4 tRNA genes and 1 rRNA gene are annotated in these 480 nt (G+C 53.0%); all 5 read left to right on the top strand.

Going from position 1 to position 480, the window contains the following annotated elements:
* Positions 1-5: 5 nt before the first annotated feature.
* The 5 genes from rrf (at position 6) to AC1DCY_RS27535 (ending at position 474) form a co-directional block, all read left to right on the top strand.
* Positions 6-121 (top strand): 5S ribosomal RNA (gene rrf, locus AC1DCY_RS27555).
* Between the two features lie 10 nt (positions 122-131).
* Positions 132-207, top strand: a tRNA-Val gene (locus AC1DCY_RS27550).
* A 3-nt stretch (positions 208-210) separates the two neighbouring features.
* Positions 211-286 (top strand) — tRNA-Thr (locus AC1DCY_RS27545).
* 6 nt (positions 287-292) lie between these two features.
* Positions 293-368 (top strand) — tRNA-Lys (locus AC1DCY_RS27540).
* Positions 369-389: 21 nt separating this feature from the next.
* Positions 390-474: transfer RNA gene (locus AC1DCY_RS27535), tRNA-Leu, on the top strand.
* Positions 475-480 lie beyond the last annotated feature (6 nt).

Below are 480 nucleotides of genomic sequence, written 5' to 3'. Positions count from 1 at the left end.
AATAGTCTAGTGATGATGGCAAAGAGGTCACACCCGTTCCCATACCGAACACGGAAGTTAAGCTCTTTAGCGCCGATGGTAGTTGGGGGCTTCCCCCTGTGAGAGTAGGACRTCGCTAGGCATAATACCCAGGAGGATTAGCTCAGCTGGGAGAGCACCTGCCTTACAAGCAGGGGGTCGGCGGTTCGAGCCCGTCATCCTCCACCATTTGCCGGTGTAGCTCAGTTGGTAGAGCAACTGACTTGTAATCAGTAGGTCGTGGGTTCGACTCCTATCGCCGGCACCATTTTACGAGCCATTAGCTCAGTTGGTAGAGCATCTGACTTTTAATCAGAGGGTCGAAGGTTCGAGTCCTTCATGGCTCACCATTTAAATTGCCAACAAAATATGCGGGTGTGGCGGAATTGGCAGACGCACTAGACTTAGGATCTAGCGCCGCAAGGCGTGGGGGTTCGACTCCCTTCACCCGCACCATTCTTT

The sequence above is a fragment of the Lysinibacillus sp. 10T31 genome (genome assembly GCF_056394365.1).
This window is presented reverse-complemented; position numbering and strand designations above follow the sequence as displayed.